Source organism: Pseudomonas sp. 3JA (assembly GCF_036961705.1).
Lineage (GTDB): Bacteria > Pseudomonadota > Gammaproteobacteria > Pseudomonadales > Pseudomonadaceae > Aquipseudomonas > Aquipseudomonas fluorescens_Q.
In genome coordinates this window covers 1-25,297 of the sequence record NZ_JBAMDJ010000031.1, presented here as the reverse complement: position 1 = coordinate 25,297, position 25,297 = coordinate 1, and the positions used below count along the sequence as shown (strand labels likewise).

Here is a 25,297-nt window from a genome sequence, read left to right as displayed (position 1 = left end):
GGCGAGGGAGCTTGCTCCCGCTGGACTGCGCAGCAGGCCCATTTTTGTGAGTGCTTCGCACTCAAGCGGGAGCAAGCTCCCTCGCCACGGGGGCCGCTATTTTCTTGAGTGGCCCATCAAGCCGCCGGCTGATCCAGCTCCAGCCCAACACCCAGACGACGGGACATACACGGCCAGCGCTTCCAGGCCGCGCCGGTTTGCGGGCTGCTGAGCTTCTCGCGGTAGGTTTCTACCGACTCCAATGCAAACGTCTCGTCGTTGAGCATCTCATCGAACGTGTGATGGACCACTTCATCGAGTTGGTTGGCAAATGCCTCACCGATCAACTGGTGAGCGATCAGATTGGCGACCGTCATGTCCAAGGGGATCAATGGCTGGCCGAAATGCTTGATGTACAGGTCGTTGACCTCTTCGACGAACCGATGTGCCAGGTAGGCTTCGTCCAGAAGGCTGTCGAGCCCGACATGCCCGGCCATGATGGTCGGCGGCTGGAGGAAGTACTGTTCGGCAATCTTCAATACCGGTTTGATCTGCGACTCGATACCCGCCTCCCTGGCGACGTCATTGGCTGCATCCAGCAGGTCGGGTACTTCCTCAATGTAAGCGGCGACAAAACGCGCCAGGACGTCGTTGGCGTCCGCGTCCGGCAATTGAATGGCTCGGTGCAGGTTCGGCAGTTGGGCCGTCAACTGACGAGTCAACTGGCCGGTTTCGGCCTCGTGTTGTTGGGCTTTTTGGATCTGCTCGCGCAATGCGGCGGTGTTCATGACAACTCCAGGAAACAAAGGCAATGAAATAGGGAAGACATAACTTAGCTGGCGCAAAAACACTCCTAAGACCTATTTTTCATAACTGTCGCTTCCTTGCTACGTCGCAGTTATATCGATTTGCCATCACTCAGGTTCGCATCCTTCTCCATTCGTGGGCTCTAGCGCAAGCCCCGGCTGTTTCAAACGATTTACGCCATCGCGTTGCGAGGTTGCAGGTGCTGTCTATACTCGGTTTGGAATGGAGTTAGCTGATGACACCCGATTGCATGTGCAGCAAGGCGCGGCGAGTCAATTAAGCAGTCTGAATAGCCGATCCCTTGCCGCAGGCTTTACGCCTACGGGATAACAAGAACGATAAGGGGAACCCGCAATGACGCGACATCCACACGTATGGATGGGCCTCCTGTTGTGGTCGATTTTCAGCCAGGCGCAAGCGGCCTGGACTGTGAATATGGCGCCTGGAGCGACACAGATCAGCAACGCAGTGTTCGACCTGCACATGACCATTTTCTGGATCTGTGTGGTCATCGGCATCATCGTCTTCGGCGCCATGTTCTGGTCGATGATGATGCACCGCCGCTCAACCGGCCAAAATGCCGCGCATTTCCACGAAAACACCCGCGTCGAAATCCTCTGGACCATCGTACCCTTCGTGATCCTGGTGCTGATGGCGATTCCTGCCACCGCCACCCTGATCAAGATGTACGACTCCAGCGAGTCGGACATCGATATCCAGGTCACCGGCTATCAATGGAAATGGCACTACAAGTACCTGGGCCAGGACGTCGAGTTCTTCAGCAACCTGGCCACCCCCGCCGAACAGATCCATAACCAGAGCGCCAAGGGCGAGCACTACCTGTTGGAGGTCGACAAGCCGCTGGTGCTGCCGGTCGATGCCAAGGTGCGCTTTCTGGTGACCTCCGCCGACGTGATCCACTCCTGGTGGGTGCCGGCCTTCGCGGTCAAGCGCGATGCGATCCCCGGGTTCGTCAACGAAGCCTGGACCCGCGTCGACAAGCCCGGCCTGTACCGTGGCCAATGCGCCGAGCTGTGCGGCAAGGACCACGGTTTCATGCCGATCGTGGTGGAGGTCAAGAGCAAGCCCGACTACGAGAAATGGTTGGGCGAACGCAAGGCCGAAGCCGCGCAGCTTAAAGAGCTGACCAGCAAGGAATGGACGCGCGAAGAACTCGTTGAGCGTGGCGACAAGGTCTACCACACCACCTGCGTGGCTTGTCACCAGGCCGAAGGCCAGGGCCTGCCGCCAATGTTCCCAGCACTCAAGGGCTCGAAAATCGCCACCGGGCCGATCAAGGATCACCTGAACATTGTCTTCCACGGCAAACCCGGCACCTCCATGGCCGCGTTCGGCAAACAGTTGTCGGAAGTCGATATCGCCGCGGTCGTGACCTATGAACGCAACGCCTGGGGCAACAACAAGGGCGACATGGTGACGCCCAAAGAAGTGCTGGAACTCAAACAGGCGGAAAGCAAATGAGCCGGCCTGACGTGTGTTCCCGTAACCGGTCGGGGCTCATTGCCCCGCGCCGTCCAGCCCACTCGTTCGAAGGAGACAGGACATGAGTGCTGTGATCGATGACCACGGTCATGCCGGCGCCGACCACGCCCACGGCCCCGCCAAGGGCCTGATGCGCTGGGTGCTGACCACCAACCACAAGGATATCGGCACGCTGTACCTGTGGTTCGCCTTCTCGATGTTCCTGCTGGGCGGCTCGTTCGCCATGGTGATCCGCGCCGAGTTGTTCCAGCCCGGCCTGCAGATCGTGCAGCCGGAATTCTTCAACCAGATGACCACCATGCACGGCCTGGTGATGGTCTTCGGTGCGGTGATGCCGGCGTTCGTCGGCCTTGCCAACTGGATGATCCCGCTGATGATCGGCGCGCCGGACATGGCGCTGCCACGGATGAACAACTTCAGCTTCTGGCTGTTGCCGGCGGCGTTCCTGATGCTGGTGTCGACGCTGTTCACCCCGGGGGGCGGGCCGAACTTCGGCTGGACCTTCTATGCACCGCTGTCCACTACCTATGCGCCGGAAAGCGTAACGTTCTTCATCTTTGCCATCCACCTGATGGGCATCAGCTCGATCATGGGCGCGATCAACGTGATCGCCACCATCCTCAACCTGCGTGCCCCCGGCATGACCCTGATGAAGATGCCGCTGTTCGTCTGGACCTGGCTGATCACCGCGTTCCTGCTGATCGCGGTGATGCCGGTGCTGGCCGGCTGCGTGACGATGATGCTGATGGACATCCACTTCGGCACCAGCTTCTTCAGTGCCGCCGGTGGCGGTGACCCGGTGCTGTTCCAGCATGTGTTCTGGTTCTTCGGCCACCCCGAGGTATACATCATGATCCTGCCGGCCTTCGGCGCCGTCAGCTCGATCATTCCGGCCTTCTCGCGCAAACCGTTGTTCGGCTACACCTCGATGGTCTATGCCACGGCCGCCATCGCGTTCCTGTCGTTCATCGTCTGGGCGCACCACATGTTCGTGGTCGGCATTCCGCTGGTGGGCGAGCTGTTCTTCATGTACGCGACCCTGCTGATCGCCGTGCCCACCGGGGTGAAGGTGTTCAATTGGGCCAGCACCATGTGGCAAGGCTCTCTGACCTTCGAGACGCCGATGCTGTTTGCCGTCGCGTTCGTGATCCTGTTCTCCATCGGTGGTTTCTCCGGGCTGATGCTGGCCATCGCCCCGGCAGACTTCCAGTACCAGGACACCTACTTCGTGGTCGCGCACTTCCACTACGTGCTGGTGCCCGGCGCCATCTTCGGGATTTTCGCCTCGGCCTACTATTGGCTGCCGAAATGGACCGGCCATATGTACGACGAAACCCTCGGCAAGCTGCACTTCTGGCTGTCCTTCGTGGGCATGAACCTCGCGTTCTTCCCGATGCACTTCGTCGGCCTGGCGGGCATGCCCCGGCGGATTCCCGACTACAACCTGCAGTTCGCCGACTTCAACATGGTCTCGTCCATCGGCGCCTTCATGTTCGGCACCACGCAGATCTTCTTCCTGTTCATTGTGATCAAGACCATCCGTGGCGGCGAGCCGGCACCGGCCAAGCCGTGGGATGGGGCCGAAGGGCTGGAGTGGAGCGTGCCGTCGCCGGCGCCGTATCACACCTTTACCACGCCGCCGGAAGTGAAATGAGATGACTCATGGAAGCCCTGTGGGAGCGAGCTTGCTCGCGATGGCGGTCTGCCTGGCACACCGCGTCGCCTGCATCGCGAGCAAGCTCGCTCCCACAGGAATACGGGTGAGGGTTGAGGATCATGGCTGATTCGATTTCGATGAAGAAACTGGTCACCCGCCTGTTGCTGGTGGTGGTGGCCATGTTCGTCTTCGGGTTTGCCCTGGTGCCGATCTACGACGTGATGTGCAAGGCGTTCGGCATCAACGGCAAGACCGCCGGGCAATACGAAGGCGAGCAGACCGTCGATGAATCACGCCAGGTTCGCGTGCAGTTCCTGTCGACCAATTCGGTGGACATGCCCTGGGACTTCTACCCCAAGGGCGATCAGTTGGTGGTCCAGCCGGGGGCGGTGAACGAAATGGTGTTCGTCGCCCACAACCCCACCGACCGGCCGATGAGCGCCCAGGCGGTGCCGAGCATCGCGCCGAGCAACGCGGCGGCGTATTTCCACAAGACCGAATGTTTTTGTTTTACCCAGCAAGTGCTGCAACCCGGCGAACGCATCGAAATGCCCATGCGCTTCATCGTTGACCGGGACATGCCCAAGGAAGTGAAGCACCTGACGCTGTCCTACACGCTGTTCGATATCACCGCTCGTCATCCACCGGTGGCTCTAAACACTGACCGATAGCGTGCCCGATAAGGAGAACAATAAATGGCAACTCACGAACACTATTACGTTCCGGCCCAGAGCAAATGGCCGATCATCGCCACGGTCGGGATGTTCGTCACGGTGTATGGCCTGGCCACCTGGTTCAACGACCTGAAGGCCGCCCGGCCGGATTCCCACGGGCCGCTGATCTTTTTCGTCGGTGGCCTGCTGCTGGCCTACATGCTGTTCGGCTGGTTCGGCGCGGTGATCAAGGAAAGCCGCGCCGGGCTGTACAGCGCGCAGCTCGACCGCTCGTTCCGCTGGGGCATGAGTTGGTTCATCTTTTCCGAAGTGATGTTCTTCATCGCGTTCTTCGGTGCGCTGTTCTATGTGCGCATGATCTCCGCGCCCGGCCTGGCGGGGGAAGGCACCAAGGGCCTGTCACACATGCTCTGGCCGAGCTTCGAGTTCGCCTGGCCGCTGCTCAACAACCCCGATCCGAAACTCTTCCCGGCGCCCAAGGACGTCATCAGCCCCTGGGGCTTGCCGCTGCTCAACACGGTGCTGCTGGTCAGCTCCAGCGTCACCGTCACCATCGCCCACCATGCCTTGAAAAAAGGCCATCGTGGCGCGTTGAAACTCTGGCTGGCGATCACCGTGCTGCTGGGTTGCGCCTTCCTGGGCTTCCAGGCCGAGGAATACATCCACGCTTATAAAGAGCTGGGCCTGACCCTGGGTTCCGGCGTCTACGGCGCGACCTTCTTCATGCTCACCGGTTTCCACGGCGCCCACGTCACCATCGGCACGATCATCCTGTTCGTCATGCTGATGCGCATCATGCGCGGGCACTTCGACAACGAGCACCAGTTCGGCTTCGAGGCGGCGAGCTGGTATTGGCACTTCGTCGATGTGGTGTGGATCGGCTTGTTCGTCTTCGTCTACGTGCTCTGAAACCAACGTTACCAGGGTGCGTGGGAGACCAACTGGCCGCTGAAAAAGCCCCAGGCGATCAAGCCGACGGTGGCGGCGGCCAGGCTGACCCGAATCGCCAGGGCGATGACCAGGCGATTGGAACTGCTGTCGTCCTTGACCAGAAAAAACAGACCACTGAACAGGCTGGCAATCGTGGCAATCAGCATCAGGACGATGGCTGCTTTTAGCATTAGGGACACTCCGGGGGGACGCGATGTACGTGAGTATAGCTATCCCGTTCGACGGCTTTCGGACGGCACCATGAAAGGCTTCCGGCCGGGCATCGTGCCGTCTTTGGTGGTGGCCGTGCTGGTGCCGGTGATGGTGTGCCTGGGGTTCTGGCAATTGAGCCGGGGCGAACAGAAGCGTGTGCTCATGGACACTTACGCCGAGCGCCGCGTGGCGCCACCGATGGACAGCACCGAGCTGGCACACACCAGCGATCCGGCCTTTCGAGCGGTCATACTGCAGGGCCAGTTCGACGCCGAGCACAGCATCCTGCTGGATAACCGCCAACACGACGGCAAGGTCGGCGTGGAGTTGCTGCAACCGTTCCTCGACCACCGGACCGGGCTCTGGCTGCTGGTCAATCGCGGTTGGCTGCCCTGGCCGGACCGGCGTACCCCGCCGGTCTTCGACACGCCAGAACAATCCGTCAGCCTCCAGGCCTGGGTCTATGTCGCACCGGGCGCGACGTTCCAGCTTCACCCCGACCCGACGGGCGCCCCCTGGCCGCGCCTGGTCACCGCCATCGAGCCGGACAAGCTCTGGGCCGACCTGGGCCGCAACGGCTTCGCCTATGAAATGCGCCAACAAAACGGCCCCGGCGCCTACCGGACCGATTGGCCGGTGGTGGCCATGGGCCCGGAAAAACACCTCGGTTATGCCGTGCAGTGGTTCGCCATGGCGGCGGCGCTGTTCGGCCTTTTTCTTTATCTCGGATGGCACAACGCAGGGAGACACCATGGGAAGCACCATGAATCCAACCAACACGTCTGAGTCGCCCGCGGCACACAACCGTCGCAAGGGCCGCGTGCAATTGCTGCTGATCGTGCTCGGGGTGATCGGCCCGATGATCCTGGCCACCGGCATGTACAAGTTCCAGTTCTGGGTGCCCGACAGCCGCAGCTACCACGGCGAACTGATCGGCACCGGCCAGACCCGCGCCGAGATCGGGGTACAGGCCGATGAGCAACGCTGGCAGATTTTGGTCACGGCGCCACAGGAATGCTCGGTGGATTGCCGGCAACTGGTGTACCTGGCCCGACAAGTCCAGATCGGCCTGGGTCGCGAAGCCTCTCGCGCCAGCCATGCCCTGGCGGTGGCGCAACCGTTGGACGCCGAGTACGACGCCCAACTGCAGCGCGAATACCCGCAATTGCAACGCTACCCACTGGACCTGCCGGCCTATCAGAAAGGCGCCCAGGGCTCCGGCGGCGCCCAACTATGGATCATCGACCCCCACAGCAACCTGGTGCTGCGCTACGACGCTCGGGTCAAGGGCAAGGACCTGCTCAACGACCTGCGCCACTTGCTGAAACTGTCGAACATCGGATGAGGGCATCGACATGGCCAAACCAGGATTTCGCCTCGCGCTGTTTGCCACGCTGCTGGCATTGATCGTCGTCCTGCTGGGCGCCTACACCCGGCTGACCCACGCCGGCCTCGGTTGCCCCGACTGGCCCGGTTGCTACGGGTTCATCAGCGTGCCCAAGAGCGAAGCCCAACTGGCCCATGCCGAGTTACACTTTCCCGACACCCCGGTGGAAGCCCACAAGGGCTGGAACGAGATGGTCCATCGCTACTTCGCCGGGGGCCTGGGCTTGATGATCGTAGCGTTGGCGGCACGGTCCTGGATGAACCGCCACCGTCCGGGCCAGCCATTGAAATTGCCGCTGTTTCTACTGGCGGTGGTTTTCGCCCAAGCGGCGTTCGGCATGTGGACCGTGACCCTCAAGCTCTGGCCCCAAGTGGTGACCGGGCATTTGCTGGGCGGCTTCGCGACGTTGAGCCTGCTGTTTCTGCTGACCTTGCGATTGTCCGGCGTACTGCCGGCGCTGACCGTGCCCAAACGCCTGCAACACTGGGCCACCGCCGGGCTGCTGCTGGTGATCGGCCAGATCGCCCTCGGCGGCTGGGTCAGTTCCAACTACGCCGCCGTGGCCTGCATCGATTTCCCCACCTGCCACGGCCAATGGCTGCCACCGGCCGATTTTGCCAACGGCTTTCACCTGACCCAGCACATCGGCCCGAACTACCTGGGCGGGCAACTGGACAGCGACGCCCGCACCGCCATCCACCTGACCCACCGCATCGGCGCCTTGCTGGTGACCGTGGTGCTGCTGGGGCTGGCCTGGCAATTGAAAACCGTCGGCATGACCCGCCTGGCCGGCCTGGTGTTAACTGCCCTGGCCGCACAAATCACCCTGGGCATCAGCAACGTACTGTTTCATCTGCCGCTGCCGGTGGCCGTCGCCCACAACGCCGGGGGCGCCGCGCTGCTGCTGACCCTGGTGCTGGTCAATTATCACGCCCGCACCAGCCTGGTCCGGGTCAAGCATCAAGTCCCGCTGCGCTGGCGGTTCAACCCGCATAAACACAGCGCCAGCCCCATAACTATAAAAGGAGAGATGCCATGGCAACCTTGACCGGTGAACGCCACAGCCAAGCGATCTGGCGCGATTACCTGGAGCTGACCAAGCCCAAAGTGGTGGTGCTGATGCTGATCACCTCACTGGTGGGCATGTTCCTCGCCACCCGCGCCGGCGTACCGTGGACGGTGCTGGTATTCGGCAACCTGGGCATCGCCCTGTGTGCCGGCGGCGCGGCGGCGGTCAACCATGTAGTGGACCGGCGCATCGACGCGGTGATGGCCCGCACCCATAAACGCCCCTTGGCCGAAGGGCGGATTTCCCCCGCCGCCGCCCTGACCTTCGCCCTGGCCCTGGCCGTGATCGGCCAGGCCTTGCTGCTGGCCTTCACCAACCCGCTGACAGCCTGGCTGACCCTCGCCTCACTGCTCGGTTATGCGGTGGTCTACACCGGCTTCCTCAAGCGCGCCACGCCACAGAACATCGTCATCGGCGGCCTCGCCGGCGCAGCGCCACCGCTGCTGGGTTGGGTGGCGGCCACCGGGCATGTCAGCGCCGAACCGCTGCTGCTGGTGCTGATCATCTTCGCCTGGACCCCACCGCACTTCTGGGCCCTGGCGATCCACCGCAAAGAGGAATACGCCAAGGCCGACATCCCCATGCTGCCAGTGACCCACGGCGAGCACTACACCAAGGTCCATATCCTGCTGTACACCCTGATACTGTTGGCGGTGAGCCTGATGCCGTTCGTGATCCAGATGAGCGGCATGCTCTATCTTGTTTGCGCTCTCGTACTGGGCGCCAGGTTCCTGCAATGGGCCGTGGTGTTGTACCGTGGCAGTCGGCCGCAGGCGGCGATCAATACGTTCAAGTACTCTATTTATTACTTGTTCCTGCTGTTCATCGCCCTGCTTGTAGATCATTACTTACTGTTGAGCCTATGACTCGAACCCAGAAAACCGTCTTCATCCTCGTGGCCGTGATCGCACTGATCCTCGGCCTGACCATCAACAAGGTGCTGTCGGGCAAAGGCCAGGGCGACCCGACCGCGCTGATCGACGCTGGCATCATCCTGCTGCCCCAGAGCCGCAACCTGCCGGACGTGAAAATGACCGACCAGGACGGCCAGCCCGTGGCGATGGACGGGTTGAAAGACAAATGGAGCCTGCTGTTCTTCGGCTACACCTTCTGCCCGGACATCTGCCCGACCACCCTCGCCCAACTGCGCCAGATCAAAAGCGAGTTGCCGAAAGAGGCTGTGGATAAGTTGCAGATCGTACTGGTCAGCGTCGACCCGAACCGCGACACGCCCAAGCAGTTGAAGCAGTATCTGGGGTACTTTGATCCGCAGTTCATAGGGTTGACGGCTTCGTCGGTTGAAGACCTGCAGAAACTGGCGAATGCGGTGAGCATTCCGTTCATTCCGGCGGATACCAGTAAGCCTAACTATACGGTTGATCACAGCGGCAACCTGGCGGTGATCGGGCCGGACGGCACCCAACGCGGCTTCATCCGCGCGCCGTTAAACAACCAGAAACTGGTGGCGCAGTTGCCGGAGATGCTCAAGCGCAAATAGCGCCTCCAGGAGCATGCCGCTCAACTAAGCCGTGCCTATTCCTTGTGGTGAGGGAAATTCCTTGTGGCAATGAAATCCATTGTGCCAAGGAGATCCATTGTGGCGAGGGAGCTTGCTCCCGCTGGGCTGCGCAGCAGCCCCAAAAGGCCAAACTCGATCAACATGGCACAACGCGATGGCCGGGGGTCAAGGCGAAGATCTTCCCTCCCCCAAATTTTTGAACGGCCCGACCATCCACCATGCGTAAGGTTGGGCTTTCATTGGTCTATGCGCAGAGAGCGCTTCATCGGGCAAAGGCGTTGGGCCGTACTCAGGAGACTGCCGATCATTGGATGCAGCTTTGCCTAGAGTGAAAACAAAAAACCGCCCATGTGGCGGTTTTTTTATATCGACAGAACTCAGGTTCTGACACCAGCCATTAGGCCAACGGGTTCAAGCTCCTTACCTTTGGCGAGGCTGACCGACAAGAACTGGCGCTCGATGCTGGACGGGCAACCAGCCAGACGGCGGGCCTCTGCCTGGTACCGGGCAGCAAGCAACGGCTTTGGAGTACGCGTTGAAGTTTTCATGGAAAACTCGGCAATAGAATTGGGGTTGATGTTATGCCTCGTCTACCGCTATGACAAGGCGCCGCTGATCGTCGAAATCGAAGCCCAGATGCCGGTACCACTGGACGGCCCCAAGGTCAGGCTTAAAAATCTCAATCTCGCGAAGCTTCAGCATCCGTGCGTATCGGCTGATCGCGATCAAGACTAAACCGGCAACCTCACCCCTCAAAGGGTGAGTAACGTCAGGCTTGCCCTCTAGAAGGACTACCTTGATGGACAAGGTGCTTGATTTTGGAGTCGCAAAGCAAAGTCCACATAGCTCATGGTCATACCACAGAGAAAGGTCAAACGCTTTCCCGTCGCGATTCTTCCAGCCAGGTATATCCTCCCATGGATAAAGTTGGGCCTCTGAGCCCCACAAATAGCATTGATCCAACGCCACTTGCGTTATCGGCTCGTACCTTATCCGTCCAGCATCAATTCCCCTCTCCGCCAGTACCCACGGATCATCCAACAAATACTCTTTGGCGAGTTGCATCGCGGTCGAACGAAATATCTGATGTTTAAAGTCGCTAATACGCGGTCGTTTCATGTGGCGAATACGATGGGGGGTGACGACAAAAAGATAGGGCTCGAGGGGCGAGGCGCACAATCAGGCTGGTTCCGGTTTAGTTGTAGGTAAAGTCGCAGGGATGTGTGGTCTGGCAGGGGAGTTTGATCCTGCTGCCACTCTCTGTGGGAGTGAACCTGCTCGTGATGAAAATGACGCGGTTTCAGAGAAAACGAGCCGCCTGTATCGCTGGCAAGCACTAGTCCTACAGACCTTGCTACGCGCTTCCTCCAAGCCACGCATCCTTGCGCCTTTGCCTACAACTACGCCAGAATCCGCCCGCTTGTGCGCCTTGTTCCGGGGCTCTATCGTTTCCTTGCCACTGCCCATCAGTGGTCGGGTTTAGTAGCCCGGTTAAGGATACGGTCGCATGAGTCTCATCAGTCGGGCATTGCCCGAACTCGATGGTGGCTGTGCGCATGGCGCCTTCGGGCGCGCCGGGTTTTCCGTTGTCCTACCGGTCTACTAACTTGCGCACAGCTGCCTCCCTTTCGTTTAGTAGCGAGACGGTAGCGGCCTACTAACAAAGGAAACGTGAAAATGTTCAAAGCAACTCCAAATCCCCCAGATGCAGACCCCACCCCGCAATCCGCAAAATCCAAAGCCAAGCAGCAAGACGAAACCACCAAACGCGTGCTCGATCACTACCTGCTACCGAAATCGAAAAAATCTCAAGACGACCCCAAACCGGGCCAGCTATTCACCGTCGTGAAAGGCCTCGATAACGAATGCCTACTCGCCAACCTCAGCGAAACGCTGGCTTCAGCCGATGCCATGGCTGCTGATCTGGCGTTCGACCTGAAAGGCTCGCGGCGTCATTTGGCGCTGGGGATTCAGCAGTTGATTGAGCTGAGCTCGTTGTTGGCGAATCAGGTATTGGATAATGTGGAGCCGGGGCGGTAGGTAGGCTGTTCCCAACGGAAAAACCCGGCGTTCTGCGTCGGGTTTTGGTGCGTTCATCCATAGACGTGGACGAGTTATCTGTAAACAAGAACTCTTCCAACAACAACCGCGCCTCACCTCCCACACAGCCCTTTTAGCGAAAGGCTGAAAACGGCCAGAAGGATTCGTGTCTATGGAACTTGGGGCAGTTTATTTCTGATTTTGCAGCGGGTATGACAGACACCGATTTTTTTGGACACCTTTCGAGAAACAATGTGGCGATTCGACGGTTCAGAATCGGAGATGAGATTGCGTTGTTCCACGTCTTTTACTCTGCCATTCACGATATTGCGTCAAGAGATTACACCCACGATCAAATCGAAGCCTGGGCTCCTGCTGATCTTGATCCGAAGCTCTGGGCGAATCATCTTCGAGATCTCCGTCCGTTCGTGGCTGAGATCGCCGGCGAAATAGTAGGCTACGCCGACATTCAACCGAACGGTTACATCGACCATTTTTTTGTGTCGGGTAATCATCCCCGGCGGGGAATAGGTTCTTTATTAATGAATCGCATTCATGAAGAAGCCAAGTTGCTTGGAATCAGCGAGCTTACTTCTCATGTCAGCAAAACGGCTGAACCATTCTTTGTATTGCACGGTTTTTATGTCGTAGAACGAGGATTTCCGATCCGTCGGGGCGTAACGCTTCAGAATGCGTTGATGCAGAAAAGCCTGAAATGCGGCATATGAATATTCGGTAGAGGGGCAAGTGGCCGCTTTATTTCTGATACACGTGGGATGCAATTTCGCAAACAGCACTTTGGGTGAGTCACATTCACTGGAAACTGGATGTCAGCATCACTGGAATACACACCCGCCGTCAGGCACAGGTTAGCGGATAGCCAGGCAGGATGCACCGACCACTGTCGCTCGGCGTAACTGCGACATGACGTTCCCCGCCGTAATCACCGCCGTAGGCAACATTGGGCAACTGCTCGCGGCCAGCGCCTCTGCGACCCAGGTATTGCAGGTATAAAACAGCGAATAGCTACCCTCGGCCTGGTAAAACCGGCTCTCTCCATACAGCCCAGGCCCGAGCACCACCAAGGTGCCCGTCGCTGAGTGGGTGAAGGTCCCGGCCACGAACGCGAGCAGTCGTTGGTAGCCGTCCTCCATCACCCGCACTTCGATGACCTCGCTTGCGGCGAAACGCCGCCTGGGGTCCCCGTCAATTTTGACCGCATGCAGCACGGTTGCCGTCGACCCGAACAAGGCTCGCAGGGCGAGGCTCGAGGTGGCCTGTGGGGCTCGGTAAAAATCCTCGTCCCCCCAACCGAACTCAACGAAGTCGCCGTCGCTGAACGCTTCGGCCAGTGCGGGAAGCACCTGAAGTAGATCGGGGCGCGCAATGACTAACCCGGTATGCAGGCCATGATTCACTACATAGAAGGACCGCCAATGGCCACCCTCGCCCCTCGGCGGGTCCGACGCGGCAGCGCAGCCGAACAGCGTGAGGACCAGGGTCAGCACTACAATGCGCATACACAAGGGCTTGGAGGCTCGCTAACGAAACGTAGGAAAACCCAGCGGGGTTGGCGCTGTATCTCGGCCAGAAGCAACTATGGCGCTTAGACATTCAAAGCAGCAGACAGATAAGGGGACGGATTTATTTTAAAATCACACAGTCTGCTCCCTTATCCACCAACCGGACGACAGTCAGAGGATGGCAGGCAGTAGAGCAACTCCCCCGTCATGTAATCAAACCAATAGACGGATCTATCGAAATCGACTGCTTCGATATAGTCGGACAATAATCTAAAACCCTCGGGAAATATCTCCGCGCCAGACACTTGCCAGATTATGTCACCATCAATGGAGAGGCGAGTAATCTCCAGCTCACCGTGTGAGAGGAGAACTCGATGCTGATTTTCCCAGTAGATACCAAAGCAAGTCGCAGTATCGACCTTAGCGGTCCACAGAATCTGATCGGGATGCTCTAGCGACAAGCAGGCTACTCGGTCGCCGACTGCTATATAGAGCTTGTCATCGACCGCTGTCGCCGAATGCTCATGGATTGCGGTGCAGCCGCCTCCGGCACCTATCACTAGGATATTTTCACCATTCTGTTTCACCCCATGGACTGACGTAATCGACCCGTCCGTAAGGAGCAACTGGTGCACATAGGCGTGCGTGTTGTCCGTGGATTTAAACGAGTACGTCGGCTCGTCAATGATCGTGATGAGCCCATATGGGGTTTGGATGTCCATCGGATTGCTGTTTTCTGACCCGTTTGCGATCAGAGTATGCCTCAGGTTTCACCTCGGGACAGAACACCTGCTTCGAGCGCCGCCGTCCTGGTTGGGAGATTAGGGGCCATGAGGCATCGCATCGCTGGCCTAAGGACATCCCTGAATCCTGATTATCTCGATGCTCCAGGATGATCGTATTGACTGTTTTAGGGCGGCTTCGCACCCCAGCGGGGATAAATCCCCTCGCCACAGAGTTTTGTGTGTTGGCTGCTTGGCATTTGGGGCTGCGGGCTTTTTATGAGTGCTTCGCACTCAAGCGGGAGCAAGCTCCCTCGCCACGGGAGTTTCGAGCCGCTGTCGGGGGCTCAGGTAGCTTTTGTCCTTGGGTCTCATCACCCGCTGCGTGCCGGCTTATCTCGACCGGCACGCGAGTCCATTGTCCCAGCCTTGGTTTGGCTACTTAACCCAAAGACTCCCCAACCGACGTAGTCCCCCGCCCAATCAACCGCCCCAACACCCCACTCTCATCAAACAACGCCCCTTTCGCCGCCGCCACATCAGAATCCGCCAGCAACGCCGCCAATCCCGCCGGCAGCCCCACACTGATCAGCACCGCCTCGAACTCAGCCTGCGGCAGGTTCTGATAAACCACCGGCTTACCGGTTTTCTGGCTGATCAACGCAGCCAGCTCAGTCAAGGTGTAGCTGCTATCCCCCGCCAGTTCATAGACTTTGCCCGCCTGCCCTTCAGTAGTTAGCACCACCGCCGCAGCTTGGGCGTAGTCGGCACGGGGCGCGGAGCTGATTCGGCCCTCGCCGGCGCTGCCGAGCAGGACGCCATGTTCCACGGCGCTTGGTACGTTCGCCAGGTAGTTTTCGCTGTACCAGCCGTTGCGCAGCAAGACGTGGGGCACGCCCGAGGCTTTCAAGGCGGCTTCGGTATCGCGATGTTCAGCGGCCAAGCCCAAGGTGGAGGTGTCGGCGTGCAGGACGCTGGTGTAGGCCAGGAGCGTGATACCCGCGGCCTTGGCGGCATCGATCACGGCGCGGTGTTGGGCGGCGCGGCTGCCCAGTTCATTGGAGGAGATCAACAGCAGTTTATCGACGCCTTGCAGCGCGGCAGTCAATGTGGCCGGTTGGTTGTAGTCGGCGGTGCGTACCACCACACCCTGTGCGGCCAGGTCCTGGACTTTGCCGGGGTCTCTGACCAGGGCGACGATTTGCTCGGCGGGCACGCGTTCAAGCAGGGACTGGATAACGAGACGGCCCAGTTGGCCGGAGGCTCCGGTGATGGCGATCATGACAAATACCTTGATGGGAAAAGGACGAAAAGCCATCCTAGAGACCTAAGTAACTTTTTGTAAGTACGTACATAAAGGTAAGTACCGTGGACACCACCACCGAAATTTCCGAACCGTTTAGCGCCGCTGTCCGACGTGGCGATGTGCAGAGCGCCGACTGCCCTTCTCGTGAAGTCCTCAAGCACATGACCAGCCGTTGGGGCGTGCTGGTGCTGGTCATGCTGCTGGGCGGGATGCACCGCTTCAGCGAGCTGCGCCGCAAGATAGGCGGGGTCAGCGAGAAGATGCTTTCGCAGACGTTGCAGGAGCTTGAGGCGGATGGGTTGGTCGACCGCAAGTCGCTGCCGGTGGTGCCACCGCATGTGGAGTACCGCTTGACGCCGTTGGGTCGGGAGGCGGCGGAGCATCTTGAGGTGATGGTGAATTGGATCGAGGAGAAGATTCCGCAGATTATGGCGGTGCGGCGGGGTCGGTTGGGGGGTGAGGCGCAGGAGTGATTGGGGCTGCTCCGCGACAAGAGACAGGTCTATATTCAAGGGGTGTCCCCCTTCAATAACATTCGCGTGGATGCTTGCTCCTGCTTCTCCACCTTCTGAGAGTCAAGCCAGGGCCTGACCACCGCACCTCCAAGCCACATATCCTTGCGCCTTTGCCTACAACCGCACCAGAATCCGCCGGCTTTTCAGCCTTGCCCTCGGGCTCTATCGTTTCCTTAACACTGGCCGAGCCGGCATCGATGACACTCAGGCATGCTAGCTCCCCTCGGGAAAGTCATAGGCCCGGCCGCATCAAACTTTCGGCAGCTAGCTTTGGTGGCTCATGTTCACCGGTACACACCGTCTATATACTCAAATCATGGAACGTATCCAATCAATCAATCTCGCGCGGATAGACTGGTGTTGTACCGATCACGGTATGACGCGGGACGAGCTCGCCCGTGAGATCGGTATAGCACCTGCCAGCTTTGAAAAAGTGATGGCCGGCGAGACGGGGCTTACCTTCAACCAGCTGCGTAAGCTGGCGGCCGTTTTCGGGCGAGGTACCTTGTTTTTCATGGAGCCAGGGCCGGTCAACGAGGCAAAGGTGCACTCGCCGCAGTTCCGCACCTTGAGCAATCAGAAACCGGAACTTTCGCACCGCCTGAAGCTGCTGGTTGAGCGAGTGGAGCGTCAGCGCGCAGTGTTCCTTGCACTGCGTGAGGAGCTTGAACCGACGGAGGTCGTGCGCTTCTCGCCGCCCGACCTTGCAGGCCTGAGCATCCCCGATGCGGCCAGCCGTGTGCGTGAATGGCTGGGGCTGGCGAACCGTAACAATTTCGACAGTTATCGTAAGGCCATCGAAGCGCGCGGCCTGTTGGTCTTCCGCAGCAATGGCTACAACGGTAAATGGCAGATTGCGAAGGAAAGCCCGATCCTCGGTTTTTCACTCTACGACCCCGAATGCCCGGTAATCGTCATCAAGAAGCAGGATGCAGATACCCGCCAAAGCTTCACGTTGATGCATGAGTTAGGGCACCTACTTATTCATCGGGCAAGCTCAATTGACGATGAAGAGGATTTGTATTCGGCGGACGATGAAGAGCAAGAGGCGAATGCCTTTGCCGGCCATCTGTTGGTCCCCGATCAGTTTCTATTAAGCATTCATGACAATGAGCGCCCTGTTGAGGCGGCCGAATTTGATGGCTGGCTGGAACCACAACGCAGGGCGTGGGGTGTGAGCGGCGAGATGATCCTACGGCGTCTGATGGATGCCGGACGTTTGCCAAGCGAAGCCTATGTCGCATACCGACGGTGGAACAAGCAACGAGTTATGCCTGAAAAAGAGGGTGGCAGCCGAGAGCACCGCAATCGCGAACCCCGGCACATTTTTGGCGATGGTTACGTGCGCACAGTGCTGGATGCCATGAACGCTCGTCGTATCACTCTCGCCAAGGCAAGCAGTTATCTCGACAACCTTAAGATCTCGGACCTGCACAAGCTGGAACTGGCCGCGACGCAACCGACCGCACCCACCAGCGCCAGCCCTAGCCACTTGCGCAGCAGGTAAGGCTTGAGAAACCGGTCGAGCAGAAAGAACAGCACCAAGGCAATGACCAACTGAGTAATTACGGACATGTGCGCCTCCGGTCAGGTCTTGATGATCAATGTCGAGGGGGTACGTTGCGAGCCGATACCGCCGTTGACCTGGGACGATGCTAACCAGTACGTCGCCCGCATGGTAGGTGGGCAGGATTTCATTGGCATACATGCGCGCACCGGCCCCTACAGGTACACCCACGTAAGAGGAGGCCACGGCTGTGGTGGCGGCAGCGAAGGCCTTTGGATAGCTCCATCAACCGAGGCGATCTGCTGAAATTTGAAGTTTTCCCCGAGTTCACCTACATCGTCACTCAGAAGACTTATGAGCTAAAACTTGACGATACCTACCGGGTTGAGCTTGAGACTGATCTCTATAAGCCTTGAAAACTGTGGAAGAGGGGACGGATATTTTCTTCAAAAAAAAATCCGTCGCCTTTCTCATGCTTTTCGTATTGCTCGCTTCCAGACTCCCTCTAGTAATTAGGGTCAGCACTTTTGATGCCATAAAGCTGCAGCTGATAATAAGTATAAAAACAGGAAACCGTTAAAAATGTAAAGAAAGTTGGCAAATGGTTTGGGTGCATCCAGTAAATTAAATTTTTAACTAATAGGACTGCCGTTACGATAGTAGCTAGAACACTTATAGATTTCGCAAGAAGTGTACAGGGCATATTATTTAATTTTCTTGATCGATAGCGTCGCTGCAGCCCTAGAGCTACCAGTGATATGAATAGCGTGCCAATTATTGCTGCGAATGGGATGGCAATAATGTCATGCTCGACTGCATAAAAACTACTCTCAAAGTTTGAATATAGATTGTAGCCACCGATTATTGGGATAGCTGAGAGACTTGCCAAATACAATAACAACGAATGCCGTATCTTCATATTTTTGTCCTTGCGTCATGGCAGCATTGTTATCAATGCCGGGGCAACTCAGTTTAGAAGTTAGGCGTCTGAAAACCTTTTCCTATCAAGTGAATTTTATGCTCGCCAGAAATATTTATTTCGTACCCGGTCCCTGGTAGGGCTCTGCCAGCCGTAGTTAGTTGCTCAAGCGCGAGCGGTCTATCGCTTTTATCGAAGTCATAAAAGTCATGGTAGGCTTTGACTGTTCCCAGAAACTGCCAAGATGTATCTTGGTGGCGAGTGAAATCACCCTCAACATGGAGCGTGATTCGCCCAAGGTAAGCACCGCTGATAAGACTGTCCCTGCCGGTGTCGTAAGCCACCTTTGGGTCCACCAAATGATACGTACCCGGTGATTTAGTGCTCTCGATAGTCTGCTTCAACAATGAGAGTTTGTGCTCTCTTATTTGTAAACCAATAGTATTTATATCGACCTCAAGCTTCTCTCCCTTCCCCCATAAATAGTGCGCAAGTGCTTTAACCGGGCTGAATGTACCTCCAGATAATTTGGGTGTTTCCAATTTGAATGTTGTACTGCGGGCGTATTTTGAGTGGGCGATGGCGATAATAGCTTCCCTCGACGTAAAGCCACTTCTCTCAAGCGCATCAGCCAAACTAAAGCAAATAGCTTTATTTTTGAAAAATACATCATTTATACGCCAGTAGGGAGCTACCCAACCGCGTTCCCGCTCGACAATTTGCCATATATCTTTTATTGCGCCATAAGCATTTCTATGATTTATAGCTTTGTCGAGAATTTTAAGATTGAAAGTGAAGTCATCCAGCCCGGTTTGAGTTCGTATAAGATCAGCTATGTAAAAATCATCATCTTCTGTGAGTACGTCCGGCTGAGGCGGTGGGAATATATAAGTACCATCAATGATGATACCGTCCGAGGACCAATATCCTCCTATAGAGCCACGCCACGTGCCATTCACCAGCGTCGGGGGTAAATCAATTCCGTTCTGCTTCATAAATTCAAGTCCTTTTGATCGTAACGCTAAATGTGCTGTGGCCAGAACTGCTTGTCTGGATTTCTAATTAAGCACGCAGATGTAGGAGGCTCAATACCTCAATGACAGCTTGGGAGATGGACTACAGGGCTTTCGGAATAGAGGGACAAATTATGTGTCGAGAGCGACGTTTCGCTAAATCCCCTCGCCACAGGGGGGTTGTATGTTGGCTGGCATTGGGAACATGGTGGGCTTTTTATGAGTGCTTCGCACTCAAGCGGGAGCAAGCTCCCTCGCCACGGGGTTAATCATGTCCCCCGGTCCAGACAGGTTGTCGTCAGAAGAAGCTCAACCCCACATGCAACAGCTTCTCGACGGCGCGAATGTGCTTTTCACCCGGTTAGCACGATCAGCCTTTGGAACTGGCCTTCGCCGCTTCAACGATCAGCTCTGCCACTTTATCCGGGTTGGACGTCATCACCACATGGGAGGCGCCTTGGACAGTGACGGTCTTTTTCGAGCCCGCGCGTTCGGCCATGAACTTCAGGGCGGCCTCGGGGATGTTTTTGTCCGCCGAACCGTAGATGAACCAGGACGGCGTTTTTTTCCAGGCCGGTTCGCCAGACGCTTCCTTCAAGGCCGCCTCGCTGATGGGCCGTTGTGTGGCAGCCATCAATGCGGACTCGGTCGCCGGCACGTCGGCGGCAAACTGTTGGCCGAACTTGTCCTGCTGGATGTAAAGGTCCTTATTGCCGTCGTCCAACTGCACCGGCGCGGCCAGGGTCGGCCCAAGGGTGCCGCCAGGGTAGCGCCCGGACAGTTCGATGGCGGTTTCGCCTTTGTCCGGCGCGAACGCCGCCACGTAGACCAGCGCCTTGACCCGGGGGTTGTCGTGCACCGCGTTGGTGATCACGGCTCCGCCGTAGGAGTGCCCCACCAGGATCACCGGGCCGGCGGTGTGTTCGACGATGTCGGCGACATAGTCCGCGTCCTGCTTCACGCCGCGCAGCGGGTTAGCCGCTGCCACCACCGGGTAGCCCTGGTTCAGCAACCGGGTGGCAACGCCATTCCAACTGGACGATTCGGCGAAGGCGCCATGCACCAGCACGACGGTGGGCTTGGCGGCGTCGGGTTGCGCGGCGGCGGTGCCAGGAAGGGCGGTCAGCGCCAATGCAGCAGTGATGGTGGCGGCCAAGAGCGATTTGATATTGAGCATGATCATTCCTTTTCATTTAGAGGTAGGGGGCGCTCATGTGCGGCCCTGGGCGGCACATGAGCGGAGCGATGTGTTTACTGGCCCAGGAAGTCCAACAGATCCTGGTTGAGGCGATCCTTGTGGGTGTCGGTCAGGCCGTGCGGCGCGCCTGGATAGACGATCAACTTGGCGTTCTGCACTAGCTTGGCGGCAGCATGGGCGGAGGCATCAATCGGGACGATCTGGTCGTCGTCGCCGTGCACGATCAGTGTCGGCACGTCGAACGTGGCCAGGTCGGCGCGCAAGTCCGTCGCCGAGAACGCTGCAATGCAGTCATAGGTGTTTTTGTGGCCCGCTTGCATGCCCTGCACCCAGAACGAATCGACCAGCCCTTGGGAGACTTTCGCCCCGTCGCGGTTGAAGCCGAAGAACGGGCCAGAGGCGATGTCGCGATACAGCTGCGAGCGGTTGTCCAGTGAGGCTTGGCGCAGGCCGTCGAACACCTCGATCGGCAGGCCGCCTGGGTAGTCTTCGGTCTTGAGCATCATCGGTGGCACGGCGCTGATCAGGGCGGCCTTCTTCACCCGACCGGTGCCATGGCGGCCGATGTAGCGGGTGATTTCTCCACCACCGGTTGAGAAACCCACCAGGGTGACGTCGTTCAAGTCCAGGGTGTTGATCACCGCGGCCAGGTCATCGGCATAGTGGTCCATGTCGTTACCCTCCCACGGCTGGCTGGAGCGACCGTGGCCGCGGCGGTCGTGGGCGATGACCCGATAGCCCTTGTCGGCCAGGAACAACATCTGAGATTCCCAGCTATCCGAATTCAGCGGCCAGCCATGGCTGAAGGTGACGACTTGCCCGTCTTTCGGGCCCCAGTCCTTGTAGTAGAGCTGTACGCCGTCCTGGGTGGTGATATAGCTGCCAGTTTGGGTGGGGATGCTGGTGCTCATTCTTTTGCTTCCTTGTTTTAGGCAGTCAGGATGACCGCTTCTGAGAGATGTATTGACGAGATAAGTCGTGCCGAGAAGGCTGCTTCGTTCGCTGCGGATCGCGCTCTGTCAGGAGGCGACGGCCGCCCGGCGCATCGACGCTTGCCTGGCTTGGCTGCGTTTGTTGGCCATGGCCAGCTTGCCCACCAGTCGGATCGCCACGGCGGCGCAGGTGAGGCCGAAAGGCAGCACGTACCAGTCACTCATCGGGATGCGTTTGAAGTTGGAGAAGGCGAATACAGCGGCGATGACCCACATGCCGGTGACATGCAATGCCTTCCAGGCCTTGGGGCCCAGCAGTCGGGCGGTCCCTTTGAATGAGGTCAGGGCCATCAGCAGGATGAAGGCGTAGGCGGTCCCGCCTGGGATGTTGTTGGCCACGGTGCGGGCCGGCCAGAACTCGGTGTTGAGCTGCCCATAGGCGTAGATCAGCACGGCATGCACCAGGTGGGAAAAGGCAAAGGCGAGGCCGATGAAGCGCCTCTCGCGGACCAGTGCCTTGGCGAGCAGTGAAGGCACCAGTACGGCGAAGGCCGACGCGGTGAACGCGATCAGAAACAGGGCGAAGGAGGATCGGGCGGTGGCTCGGATGGCGCTGCGCAGGCCCTCGACAAGCTCGGGTTGTGCCGCGACAGCTGCGACGCTCATCGCCAACACCAGGACGGCGATCAGGCCGAACAGCTGCCAGCCCTGGGGGCGGTAGGATGGGGTATGCATGGCAAGATCTCCTGTAGTCAGCGCTCGCCATTCGGGGATCCGATGGCGATTCGATGGGGAGAATTCTTGCAAGGGGATGTATACCGGCTATGTTCGAGAACCGGCGTTTATGCGTTTTTTTGAGTCTGCGAAGGCGCTGGATACAGTGGCTTACAAATGCAGGCCATGAATCCGAACGGTAGCGGCTGCACTTGACGTGCAGCCAGCACAGCCTATTGGTCGAGGCCGAAGGTGAGGGTCACGCTAAGACCGCCGCCGTCGCGGTTGCGCAGGCCCAGTGACCCACCGATCGCAACGGCCAGCTGCTGAGCGATGGCAAGGCCCAGGCCGGTGCCGCCGGTGCTGCGGTTGCGTGAGCTTTCCACCCGATAGAACGGCTTGACCACCTCGGCCAGGACCTCCTCGGGAATGCCCGGGCCTCGGTCGAGCACACTGATCGAAACGCCCGTGCTCGCGTCGCCGCTGATCTCCACTTCGGCGGTGCCGGCGTACTTCAGGGCGTTATCCACCAGATTCACCAGGATTCGGCGCAGGGCATGGGGCCGTGTCTCGATGACCGCGCCGTTCGTGCCGCGCAGGCTGACCTCCCGGCCGGTGTCCTGGTAGTCGCACACCAGGCTGTCGAGAAAGGAGTCCAGGCTGATGCGACAACTGGCCTCGGTCGCCCCATGGACGCTGCGCGCATAAGCCACGCCTTCGCGCACCAGGTGCTCGATTTCGTTCAGGTCGTTGCCCAGTTTGTCTTTCTCCAGCGAGTCGTCCATGAACTCGGCACGCAGCTTCATGCGTGTGATGGGCGTCTGCAAGTCATGGGAAATGGCCGCCAGCAATTGCATGCGTTCTTTCAGGTACGCGGCGATGCGCGCCTGCATGCTGTTGAAGGCCCGGGCGGCGTACGCCACTTCACGCGGGCCGCTTTCATCCAACTGCACGGGGTGTGCGTTCGGGTCGAGGTTCTCGACCGCCTCAGCCAGGCGGCTAAGGGGGCGTATGGCGATGCGCACGGCCAGCCAGGTGCAGCCGATCATCAACACCAACTGACCGAGCAAGGCAAAGGGCAGCCAGGGCGACAACGGCCTGACCGAGGGGCGCACATCGATGGTGACCGGACTGCCGTCTGCCAGTCGTACCTGGGCCTGGAAATGCTGGTGAGGACCCGGGATCTCGACAAAGGTCAGGTCATAGTTGCGCCCCAGCGCGACTTGAAGTGATTGCGCCGCCGTCGCCGCGAGATCGTTCGAGGCGAGTGGAATGCCAGGATCGTGTTCGCGCAGCAAATAGTCATAGTTGCGACGCTGCAGGCGTTTGGTCCACGCCGGGCGCTCAGCGGCCGGCAGACGGTCGAGAATGGCGATGGAGGTCGCCGTGTCGTGCTCGAAGTTGCCCAACATGGCGATCTTGGTACTTTGGTAGCGTTCGTAGTATTGGGCTGCGAACGTCAGAGACTGGGCGAGGATCAGACCGACAAGGAACACCAGCCACAGCCGCGAGGCCAACGTGCGAGGCCATTGCAGGGCGAGTTTCATGCTTGCTCCCCGAGCATTTCGACCGCGAAGGTAAAGACGTAGCCTTCATTGCGTACCGTCTTCAAGTAGACCGGTTCGCGCGCGTCATCCAGCAAGCGCTGACGCACGCGGCTGACCAGCAGGTCAATGGAACGGTCGAAGATGTCCGCGTCACGGCCCTGGGTCAGGTTGAGCAACTGGTCGCGACTCAATACCCGCTGAGGATGATCGAGAAATACCCGCAGCAGCCGGTACTCGGCGCCGCTCAGCGAGACGAGCGTGTCGTCTTCATCGAGCAGATGGCGGGCGGTAGTGTCGAGGCGCCACCGACCAAACTTGAGCATGCGGCCACTTTCGCTGACAACAAAGTTGGGCGGCAGCATGCGGGTACGCCGCAGCACGGCGTTGATGCGCGCGAGCAGCTCCCGGGCGGCGAAGGGTTTGGCCAGGTAGTCGTCGGCGCCCATTTCCAGGCCAATGATGCGATCGGTTTCGTCGGTGCGAGCCGTCAACATCAGCACGGGTGTCGCCTTATGCTTCCCGGCACGCAGTTCGCGACACAGCAGCAGGCCGTCATCCCCCGGCATCATGATGTCGAGCACGATCAGGTCCACCTGGCTGGTTTCGAGAAAGGCCCGCATCTGGCGGCCATCCGCGACCACGGTGGTGCGCAAGCCATTCTTCTTCAGGTAGTTGCCAACCAGCTCCCTGATCTCCCGATCATCATCCACGATCAATACGTGATCGACATGTTCCATGCCCTGCTCTCCGAAATGCGCGCATCTCTGCGCAGTGTGGCGATGCTCTGTGGCCGCTTGGCAGGGCACCGCCGTTCCGCTTATCCAGCCTGGGACCAAGCCAGAGCCAAGCAAAAAATAGTGGCGATTGTATCGCTCTGTATCGCAATTCACCTCAGATACGTAACCCATCCAACCGAGGCGTTTCGCGACACAGCCGAGATACCTCACGGGCCTTTAATGAGCGCCATCGAGACAACGCGAATCGCCTCGATGACGCCATCGAACTCATTGAAGGGAAACGACCATGAACCTGAAAAGCATCGCTACTGCTTGCCTGATCACTGCTCTAGGCGCCGGCGCATTACCTGCCATGGCTCAGGACAAAGCCGCCAGCGAAACCTACGCCTACGGCACCCACCTGGACATCGATAAAGTGATTTCGCTGACTGAAGACAGTGGCCAGGCCTGCGGCTTGGTGAATGCGCAGATCACTTACCTCGATTCGATGGGTGAACAGCGGGCCCTGACGTATCTCAAGCATGCGGCTAGTTGCAACAATGAAGGGGGTTGAGGTGGGGCTCAGGGGTGGCGGGTTGCCGGTAGGTCGCCTTGGCCTTGGTAGGCCTTGCCCAGCAGTTTCCAGGCGGCTGAATACTTGGGGTCGAAGTCGACGCAGCGTTGGAAGTGTTCGACAGCGCGGGGGAATTCGCCGGGGTCCAGGTAGCCCTTGCCCAGGCCGAAGCATAGCAGGGTGTTATCCATGCCTTGGCGAGCATTTTCCCAGGGAATCGAGCATTTTAAAAACTCCTCATGACTAAGATCATTCCCACTCTCTGCGTGGGAATGCAGCCCGGGACGCTCCGCGTCCCCAAGAGCCGAACGCGGAGCGTCCGTAGAGCCGTTA

At 58.7% G+C, this 25,297-nt stretch carries 26 protein-coding genes and 1 pseudogene; 15 read left to right on the top strand and 12 right to left on the bottom strand.

Going from position 1 to position 25,297, the window contains the following annotated elements; genetic code table 11:
• Nucleotides 1–116 precede the first annotated feature (116 nt).
• Nucleotides 117–767: a hypothetical protein gene (locus tag V7773_RS21925; protein ID WP_063323566.1), complete on the bottom strand. Its 651-nt coding sequence runs from the start codon at nt 765–767 to the stop codon at nt 117–119.
• Between the two features lie 373 nt (nt 768–1,140).
• Here V7773_RS21925 and coxB point away from each other — a divergent pair, with 373 nt between their 5' ends.
• The 4 genes from coxB (at nt 1,141) to V7773_RS21905 (ending at nt 5,529) form a co-directional block, all read left to right on the top strand.
• On the top strand, nt 1,141–2,268 hold the full coding sequence (gene coxB, locus V7773_RS21920; protein ID WP_336075114.1) for a cytochrome c oxidase subunit II: 1,128 nt from the start codon (nt 1,141–1,143) through the stop codon (nt 2,266–2,268).
• A gap of 82 nt (nt 2,269–2,350) precedes the next feature.
• Nucleotides 2,351–3,943 (top strand): cytochrome c oxidase subunit I, encoded by a 1,593-nt coding sequence (ctaD, locus tag V7773_RS21915; protein WP_092220961.1) that lies wholly within the window; start codon nt 2,351–2,353, stop codon nt 3,941–3,943.
• A gap of 122 nt (nt 3,944–4,065) precedes the next feature.
• Complete coding sequence (locus V7773_RS21910) at nt 4,066–4,617, top strand: cytochrome c oxidase assembly protein (protein ID WP_063323568.1); 552 nt, start codon at nt 4,066–4,068, stop codon at nt 4,615–4,617.
• A gap of 24 nt (nt 4,618–4,641) precedes the next feature.
• Nucleotides 4,642–5,529: a cytochrome c oxidase subunit 3 gene (locus tag V7773_RS21905; RefSeq protein ID WP_063323569.1), complete on the top strand. Its 888-nt coding sequence runs from the start codon at nt 4,642–4,644 to the stop codon at nt 5,527–5,529.
• Between the two features lie 8 nt (nt 5,530–5,537).
• Here V7773_RS21905 and V7773_RS21900 read toward each other — a convergent pair whose 3' ends face one another.
• Nucleotides 5,538–5,741: a twin transmembrane helix small protein gene (locus V7773_RS21900; RefSeq protein WP_014335867.1), complete on the bottom strand. Its 204-nt coding sequence runs from the start codon at nt 5,739–5,741 to the stop codon at nt 5,538–5,540.
• 70 nt (nt 5,742–5,811) lie between these two features.
• Between V7773_RS21900 and V7773_RS21895 the strand changes: the two genes are divergently transcribed.
• The 8 genes from V7773_RS21895 to V7773_RS21860 all read left to right on the top strand — a co-directional run bounded on the left by V7773_RS21895 (nt 5,812) and on the right by V7773_RS21860 (nt 12,506).
• Nucleotides 5,812–6,549 (top strand): SURF1 family protein, encoded by a 738-nt coding sequence (locus V7773_RS21895; protein ID WP_063323570.1) that lies wholly within the window; start codon nt 5,812–5,814, stop codon nt 6,547–6,549.
• Nucleotides 6,515–7,108, top strand: coding sequence for a hypothetical protein (locus tag V7773_RS21890; RefSeq protein WP_336075109.1), 594 nt, complete (start codon nt 6,515–6,517; stop codon nt 7,106–7,108). The genes V7773_RS21895 and V7773_RS21890 overlap by 35 nt, the downstream gene beginning before the upstream one ends.
• 10 nt (nt 7,109–7,118) lie before the next feature.
• The gene (locus V7773_RS21885; RefSeq protein WP_092148780.1) at nt 7,119–8,198 is read left to right on the top strand and encodes a COX15/CtaA family protein; all 1,080 of its coding nucleotides are present in this window, start codon (nt 7,119–7,121) and stop codon (nt 8,196–8,198) included.
• Nucleotides 8,186–9,085: a heme o synthase gene (gene cyoE, locus V7773_RS21880; protein WP_336075108.1), complete on the top strand. Its 900-nt coding sequence runs from the start codon at nt 8,186–8,188 to the stop codon at nt 9,083–9,085. Before V7773_RS21885 ends, cyoE begins: the two co-directional genes overlap by 13 nt.
• Nucleotides 9,082–9,717, top strand: a complete 636-nt coding sequence (locus tag V7773_RS21875; protein ID WP_063323573.1) for an SCO family protein — start codon at nt 9,082–9,084, stop codon at nt 9,715–9,717. Before cyoE ends, V7773_RS21875 begins: the two co-directional genes overlap by 4 nt.
• Nucleotides 9,718–10,086: 369 nt before the next feature.
• Nucleotides 10,087–10,473 (top strand): hypothetical protein, encoded by a 387-nt coding sequence (locus V7773_RS21870; protein WP_336075107.1) that lies wholly within the window; start codon nt 10,087–10,089, stop codon nt 10,471–10,473.
• 942 nt (nt 10,474–11,415) lie between these two features.
• Nucleotides 11,416–11,778, top strand: a complete 363-nt coding sequence (locus V7773_RS21865) for a DUF6124 family protein (RefSeq protein WP_336075104.1) — start codon at nt 11,416–11,418, stop codon at nt 11,776–11,778.
• A 212-nt stretch (nt 11,779–11,990) separates the two neighbouring features.
• The gene (locus tag V7773_RS21860; protein ID WP_336075103.1) at nt 11,991–12,506 is read left to right on the top strand and encodes a GNAT family N-acetyltransferase; all 516 of its coding nucleotides are present in this window, start codon (nt 11,991–11,993) and stop codon (nt 12,504–12,506) included.
• Nucleotides 12,507–12,647: 141 nt separating this feature from the next.
• Here V7773_RS21860 and V7773_RS21855 read toward each other — a convergent pair whose 3' ends face one another.
• The 3 genes from V7773_RS21855 to V7773_RS21845 all read right to left on the bottom strand — a co-directional run bounded on the left by V7773_RS21855 (nt 12,648) and on the right by V7773_RS21845 (nt 15,305).
• Nucleotides 12,648–13,298: a DUF2459 domain-containing protein gene (locus tag V7773_RS21855; RefSeq protein WP_336075101.1), complete on the bottom strand. Its 651-nt coding sequence runs from the start codon at nt 13,296–13,298 to the stop codon at nt 12,648–12,650.
• Nucleotides 13,299–13,450: 152 nt separating this feature from the next.
• Nucleotides 13,451–14,023: a hypothetical protein gene (locus V7773_RS21850; RefSeq protein WP_336075100.1), complete on the bottom strand. Its 573-nt coding sequence runs from the start codon at nt 14,021–14,023 to the stop codon at nt 13,451–13,453.
• Nucleotides 14,024–14,465: 442 nt separating this feature from the next.
• A complete protein-coding gene (locus V7773_RS21845; RefSeq protein ID WP_336075099.1) occupies nt 14,466–15,305 on the bottom strand; it encodes an SDR family oxidoreductase in 840 nt (279 codons plus the stop codon).
• Nucleotides 15,306–15,391: 86 nt separating this feature from the next.
• Between V7773_RS21845 and V7773_RS21840 the strand changes: the two genes are divergently transcribed.
• On the top strand, nt 15,392–15,802 hold the full coding sequence (locus V7773_RS21840) for a winged helix-turn-helix transcriptional regulator (RefSeq protein WP_336075098.1): 411 nt from the start codon (nt 15,392–15,394) through the stop codon (nt 15,800–15,802).
• 358 nt (nt 15,803–16,160) lie between these two features.
• On the top strand, nt 16,161–17,351 hold the full coding sequence (locus V7773_RS21835) for a helix-turn-helix domain-containing protein (protein WP_336075097.1): 1,191 nt from the start codon (nt 16,161–16,163) through the stop codon (nt 17,349–17,351).
• Nucleotides 17,352–18,323: 972 nt separating this feature from the next.
• Here V7773_RS21835 and V7773_RS21830 read toward each other — a convergent pair.
• The 6 genes from V7773_RS21830 to V7773_RS21805 form a co-directional block, all read right to left on the bottom strand.
• The gene (locus V7773_RS21830; protein ID WP_336075095.1) at nt 18,324–19,265 is read right to left on the bottom strand and encodes a lipid II-degrading bacteriocin; all 942 of its coding nucleotides are present in this window, start codon (nt 19,263–19,265) and stop codon (nt 18,324–18,326) included.
• Nucleotides 19,266–19,653: 388 nt separating this feature from the next.
• Complete coding sequence (locus V7773_RS21825) at nt 19,654–20,466, bottom strand: alpha/beta fold hydrolase (protein ID WP_336075093.1); 813 nt, start codon at nt 20,464–20,466, stop codon at nt 19,654–19,656.
• A 68-nt stretch (nt 20,467–20,534) separates the two neighbouring features.
• The gene (locus V7773_RS21820) at nt 20,535–21,392 is read right to left on the bottom strand and encodes an alpha/beta fold hydrolase (protein ID WP_336075091.1); all 858 of its coding nucleotides are present in this window, start codon (nt 21,390–21,392) and stop codon (nt 20,535–20,537) included.
• A 108-nt stretch (nt 21,393–21,500) separates the two neighbouring features.
• Entirely contained in the window at nt 21,501–22,148 is a 648-nt protein-coding gene (locus V7773_RS21815) for a ferric reductase-like transmembrane domain-containing protein (RefSeq protein WP_336075090.1), read from the bottom strand.
• A 212-nt stretch (nt 22,149–22,360) separates the two neighbouring features.
• Nucleotides 22,361–23,674, bottom strand: a complete 1,314-nt coding sequence (locus tag V7773_RS21810; protein WP_336075089.1) for an ATP-binding protein — start codon at nt 23,672–23,674, stop codon at nt 22,361–22,363.
• Nucleotides 23,671–24,411, bottom strand: a complete 741-nt coding sequence (locus V7773_RS21805; protein ID WP_336075087.1) for a response regulator — start codon at nt 24,409–24,411, stop codon at nt 23,671–23,673. Before V7773_RS21805 ends, V7773_RS21810 begins: the two co-directional genes overlap by 4 nt.
• Nucleotides 24,412–24,697: 286 nt before the next feature.
• Between V7773_RS21805 and V7773_RS21800 the strand changes: the two genes are divergently transcribed.
• Nucleotides 24,698–24,964: a DUF2790 domain-containing protein gene (locus V7773_RS21800; protein ID WP_336075085.1), complete on the top strand. Its 267-nt coding sequence runs from the start codon at nt 24,698–24,700 to the stop codon at nt 24,962–24,964.
• A 17-nt stretch (nt 24,965–24,981) separates the two neighbouring features.
• Here V7773_RS21800 and V7773_RS21795 read toward each other — a convergent pair.
• Nucleotides 24,982–25,189: pseudogene (locus tag V7773_RS21795) on the bottom strand (tetratricopeptide repeat protein); the annotation flags it as partial.
• Between the last annotated feature and the right edge of the window lie 108 nt (nt 25,190–25,297).